10 protein-coding genes are annotated in these 5356 nt (G+C 43.3%); all 10 read left to right on the top strand.

The annotated features are described in order from the left end of the window. Positions 1-23 precede the first annotated feature (23 nt). Positions 24-419 carry a 30S ribosomal protein S8 gene (gene rpsH, locus AC1VS3_RS12560; protein WP_026006681.1) on the top strand — a complete coding sequence of 132 codons (396 nt, stop codon included), beginning with the start codon at positions 24-26 and terminating at the stop codon, positions 417-419. A gap of 21 nt (positions 420-440) precedes the next feature. Beyond that, complete coding sequence (gene rplF, locus AC1VS3_RS12565; protein ID WP_008690084.1) at positions 441-986, top strand: 50S ribosomal protein L6; 546 nt, start codon at positions 441-443, stop codon at positions 984-986. Positions 987-1007: 21 nt separating this feature from the next. Next, positions 1008-1364, top strand: coding sequence for a 50S ribosomal protein L18 (gene rplR / locus AC1VS3_RS12570; protein WP_008690082.1), 357 nt, complete (start codon positions 1008-1010; stop codon positions 1362-1364). Positions 1365-1376: 12 nt separating this feature from the next. Next, a complete protein-coding gene (gene rpsE / locus AC1VS3_RS12575) occupies positions 1377-1889 on the top strand; it encodes a 30S ribosomal protein S5 (RefSeq protein ID WP_008690080.1) in 513 nt (170 codons plus the stop codon). Positions 1890-1905: 16 nt separating this feature from the next. Continuing rightward, positions 1906-2346, top strand: a complete 441-nt coding sequence (gene rplO / locus AC1VS3_RS12580; protein WP_008690078.1) for a 50S ribosomal protein L15 — start codon at positions 1906-1908, stop codon at positions 2344-2346. A gap of 1 nt (position 2347) precedes the next feature. Next, entirely contained in the window at positions 2348-3637 is a 1290-nt protein-coding gene (gene secY / locus AC1VS3_RS12585; protein WP_008690076.1) for a preprotein translocase subunit SecY, read from the top strand. Positions 3638-3648: 11 nt separating this feature from the next. Further along, positions 3649-4296 (top strand): adenylate kinase, encoded by a 648-nt coding sequence (locus tag AC1VS3_RS12590; RefSeq protein WP_008690074.1) that lies wholly within the window; start codon positions 3649-3651, stop codon positions 4294-4296. Between the two features lies 1 nt (position 4297). Beyond that, positions 4298-5071 carry a type I methionyl aminopeptidase gene (gene map / locus AC1VS3_RS12595; RefSeq protein WP_008690073.1) on the top strand — a complete coding sequence of 258 codons (774 nt, stop codon included), beginning with the start codon at positions 4298-4300 and terminating at the stop codon, positions 5069-5071. Further along, complete coding sequence (gene infA / locus AC1VS3_RS12600) at positions 5064-5282, top strand: translation initiation factor IF-1 (protein WP_008690072.1); 219 nt, start codon at positions 5064-5066, stop codon at positions 5280-5282. The genes map and infA overlap by 8 nt, the downstream gene beginning before the upstream one ends. Before the next feature lie 23 nt (positions 5283-5305). Beyond that, the coding region (gene rpmJ, locus AC1VS3_RS12605; RefSeq protein WP_481275672.1) for a 50S ribosomal protein L36 at positions 5306-5356 on the top strand (51 nt) is incomplete at its 3' end.

A 5356-nucleotide genomic window follows, 5' to 3' on the forward strand; every position in this document is an offset into this window, starting at 1 on the left:
CAGATAGGAGGAATACAGTCATGATGATAATGACAGATCCGATTGCAGATATGCTGACTAGAATTCGTAATGGAGTTCAGGCTCGTCACGAAGTTGTAGAAGTACCTGCAAATAAAGAAAAGATCGAAATCGCAAAGATTTTAAAAGAAGAAGGTTTTATTACAGATTACAACGTTGAAGGTGACGTTAAGAAAACCATCAATGTTACACTGAAATATGGACCTAACAACGAAAAAGTAATCAATGGAATACGGAGAGTTTCTAAACCTGGTTTACGTGCTTACGCAAAAGTGGACGAAGTTCCTCGCGTATTGAACGGTCTGGGTATTGCAATCATCTCTACATCTCATGGTTTAATGACAGATAAAGAAGCTAGAGCTAAACACGTTGGTGGCGAAGTTATCGCCTACGTGTGGTAATCTAGACGGAGGTAAAGAAGAATGTCACGTATCGGTAATAAAGCGATTACCATTCCTGCTGGCGTTGAAGTAAACATCGCTGCTGGGAATGAGGTGACTGTTAAAGGACCTAAGGGAACTTTAACTCGTCAGTTTAACCCGGAATTGGGTATTAAAATTGAAGAAAACGTTTTGAGCGTAACACGTCCAAACGAACAGAAACACACAAAACAGCTGCATGGTACTACACGTGCTCTGCTGGCTAACATGGTTGAAGGTGTTACTAACGGATATTCCAAAGAACTGGAATTGGTTGGTATCGGTTTCCGTGCTGCCGTAAGCGGTAAGAAACTGACACTGAATGTTGGTTACTCCCACCCAATTGAATTTGCTATCGAAGAAGGATTGAGCGTAGAATGTACTTCTGCGACAGCTATTAAAGTGTCCGGAATTGATAAACAGCGTGTCGGTGAATTCGCTGCAAATGTTCGTGCTGTAAGAAAACCAGAACCTTACAAAGGCAAAGGTATTCGCTACAAAGGTGAATATGTTCGTCGTAAGGAAGGTAAAACAGCAGGTAAGAAATAGTGGGAAAGGAGAAATTGAACAATGCTTAAGAAAGTATCTAGAAATGATGAGCGTTTACGCCGTCACTTGCGTGTTCGTACCAAAATCAGCGGTACTCCTGAATGTCCCCGCCTGAACGTTTTCCGTTCAAACAGCCACATTCACGCGCAGATCATTGATGATGTTAACGGTACTACATTAGTAGCCGCTAGCAGTGTTGAAATGAAACTGGAAAACGGTGGTAACGTTGAAGCTGCCAAAACCGTTGGCGCTGAGGTTGCGAAACGCGCACTTGAAAAGAATATCACAAATGTTGTATTTGACCGTGGTGGATATGTTTACACCGGTCGAGTTAAAGCTTTGGCTGAAGCGGCTAGAGAAGCCGGCTTGAAATTTTAGGAGGTTATGCGAATGGAACGTAAACCAAGAAGAAATCGCGACGTTGAAAAAGAATTTGAAGAACGCGTCGTTACCATCAACCGTGTAACTAAAGTAGTAAAGGGTGGACGCCGCTTCCGTTTTGCTGCATTGGTTGTCATCGGTGACAAAAAAGGCCGTGTCGGCTTTGGTACAGGAAAAGCAAACGAAGTTCCTGATGCTATTAAAAAGGCTGTTGAAGACGCTAAGAAAAACGTATTCAACGTACCTATCGTAGGAACTACCATTCCTCACGAAATCACTGGACGTTACGGAGCTGGAGAAATCTTCCTGCGCCCTGCTACAGAAGGTACCGGAGTTATCGCTGGTGGTCCTGTACGTGCCGTATTGGAACTGGCTGGTATCAACGATATCCTGTCTAAATGTCTGGGAAGCCGTACGCCAATCAACATGGTTCGTGCTACGATTGCAGCATTAAAAGATCTGAAAACGATTGAAGATGTTGCTCGTCTCCGTGGTAAAAAACCAGAAGAAATTCGCGGTTAACAGGAGGAATTAGAACATGAAATTACATGAAATGACATATACAGAAGGTGCCAGAAAAGCAAGCTACCGTGTAGGACGCGGTCATGCTTCTGGTAACGGTAAAACTGCTGGTAAAGGACATAAAGGTCAGAAAGCAAGATCTGGCGGAGGCGTTCGCTTAGGTTTTGAAGGTGGACAGACACCATTAGCAAGACGTTTGCCTAAACGTGGTTTTACAAACTTTACTCGTAAAGAGTATGCAATCGTAAATGTAGCATCTTTAAATCGTTTTGAAGATGGTACGGAAGTAACTCCAGAACTGTTGATTGAATGCGGTCTGGTAAGAAAAGAATTAGATGGAATCAAGATCTTAGGCGAAGGTGAATTAGAAAAGAAACTGACAGTGAAAGCTAACAAGTTCTCTAAATCAGCTTTAACGATAATCGAGCAAGCAGGCGGAAAAGCAGAGGTTATCTAGTATGCTTAGCACGATTACCAGCATGTTCAAGAATAAAGATATTCGTAATCGAATATTCTTTACTCTTGCCATGTTGTTTATCTTCCGCTTTGGTACAGCAATCACTGTACCGGGCGTAGATACGACATCGCTGACGAAATCCAGCAATTCACTGCTTGATATGATCAACCTGCTTGGTGGTGGAGGTCTGGAACAGATGTCCATTTTTGCTATGGGAGTCGGCCCTTACATCACCGCATCTATTATTATTCAGTTATTATCCATGGATGTTATTCCGGCTTTGACAGAACTTGCCAAAGGCGGCGCATCCGGTAAAAAACAAATTGATCGTTATACACGTTACCTGGCAGTTGTCTTGAGCTTCTTCCAGGCTTCAACGCTAATATATGGCTTTTCAAGAAGCTATCCGGATTTACTGGTCAATGGCAATGGTTGGTCAAGCATCCTTTATATTGCAACAATCTTAACAGGTGGCAGCATGTTCATCTTGTGGATCGGTGACCGTATTACGATGAAGGGTGTTGGCAATGGGGTATCTATGATCATCGCCGCTGGCATTATCGCAAGACTTCCACATCAGTTCGCAACAGCTTGGGGAACGCTTGTCGATACATCCAGCAGTTCTGCAACCTTTAATGGAATCTTGAGCTTTGGCGGCTTCCTGTTATGCTATCTGCTGATCATCATCTTTGTTGTCTTCATGCAGACAGCGGAACGTAAGATTCCAATTCAGTATACATCCAGCACGGTAACAACACGCAAGAAAGACATGACATACCTGCCGCTGAAAATCAATTCAGCCAGTGTAATTCCTGTTATCTTTGCTTCTGCTATCATGGTGGCGCCACTTTCCATCATTAAGATGGTAACGGCTGCTGAATGGGTAAGTACCGTAGAGTATTACCTGGGTATGCAAACACCAGTGAGCCTGGTTATCTATGTGGTATTGATTCTGTTATTTACCTTCTTCTATACGAAGTTACAGGTAGATCCGGAAAAGATTGCCGAGAACTTAGGTAAATCAGGAACATATATCCCTGGTATCCGTCCTGGTACGGAAACCAAAGATTACATTAACAAGGTATTAAACAGAATCACGGTATTAGGCGCAATTGGACTGGCTTTCATCGCAGTTCTGCCTCATGCTCTTCCATTATTTACAAATCTGCCTAGCTCTATGGGTATCGGCGGTACTGGTATCATCATCGTCGTAGGTGTTGCAATGGAAACCGTGAAACAGATCGAAGGTCGTCTGACGCAGAAGTCCTACCGTGGATTTCTTCAGAGATAGAAGGTGAACCTATGAATATCTTGATTATGGGCGGTCCTGGTGCCGGTAAAGGTACGATGTCCGCAAAAATCGTTGAAAAATTTAATGTGAATCATATTTCAACAGGAGATATTTTCCGCAGTGAAATCGGGAATGGTACAGAACTTGGTCTTGAAGCGAAAAGCTATATGGACAAAGGACTGCTCGTCCCTGATGAACTGGTAAACAATATGGTGAAAAGCTATCTGGATAAACTGGAAGATAAGAAAAACGGCTTTCTTCTAGATGGCTATCCAAGAACTTTAGAACAGGCAAAGGCCTTTGATGCATTGGCTGGCGATGGGGCATTATCCATCGACAAAGTCATTGCCATGGATATTCCCTTTGATGTTCTGGCTGGCAGAATCACCGGCCGCCGTCTCTGTAAAGAGTGCGGAGAGATCTATCACTTACAATCCAAACCTCCTATGGTAGAAGGTAAATGTGATGTATGTGGTGGAGATCTATATCAGCGAAAAGACGATACGGTAGAAAGTCTTACCGTACGACTGGATGAATACAGCAAACAGACAGCTCCTGTTCTGGATTACTATGAGCAGAAAGGAATTGTCGCAAGAATCAATGCCGATCAACCAATCGAAAACGTCTGGAGCGATGTCCTGAAAGCGTTGGAGGACTAAAATGGTCATTCCGAAGTCAAATCAGGAGTTGACATTCATGAAAAAAGCAGGTATAATTGTTGCGCTTGCACATCGTGCAGCGCAAACAGTTATACAGCCTGGAATCACTACGAAAAAAATCAATGAAATCGTGGAAAACACGATACGAAAACATGGTGGGATACCGTCATTTAAGGGTTTATACGGGTTTCCAGCTGCTGCATGTATATCTGTAAATTCTGTCATGGTACATGGTGTCCCAGATGATACGATGTTACATGACGGGGACATTGTTTCAGTAGATATCGGTGCCTGTTATCAAGGGTATCATGGTGACTCAGCATGGACATATGCTGTCGGTAATATCAGCGAGGAAACAAAAGCCTTTCTGAGAATTAGCGAAGAATCTTTATATGAAGGTTTAAAAATGGCAAAGGCTGGGAATCATCTAACTGATATATCTCATGCAATCGGAGAGTATGTCTTTGGGCATGGCTTTTCTTTGCCACGGGATTATGCAGGACATGGTATTGGAACTTCCGTCCATGAAGATCCGACAGTTCCAAATTTCGGCCCGGCAGGTCATGGCATTCTGCTTAAAGAAGGCATGACGCTTGCAATCGAACCGTTGGTTTTAGCAGGCAGGCCACATACACGAACACTTGCGGATGGCTGGGGTGTCGTCACCAAAGATGGTGGCTTGGCAGCTCACTACGAGCATACGATCGTGATCACAGAAAAAGGGTATGAAATACTCACAGAGATAAAAGAGGAGGAACATCCAAGTAATGGGTAAGCAAGATGTTATTGAAATGGATGGCGAAGTAATTGATACTTTACCAAACGCAATGTTCAAAGTGAAATTGGGAAACGGACACGAAATACTGGCTCACGTTTCTGGTAAAATCCGCATGCACTACATCCGCATTTTACCAGGGGACCGTGTAACCGTTGAAATTTCACCTTATGATTTAACACGTGGGCGAATTACATTCCGACACAAATAAGTCGTGAATAAGGAGGAAGACGCATGAAAGTAAGACCATCTGTCAAACCAATATGCGATAAGTGCCGCATTATC

The sequence above is a fragment of the Longicatena sp. genome, from assembly GCF_982403165.1.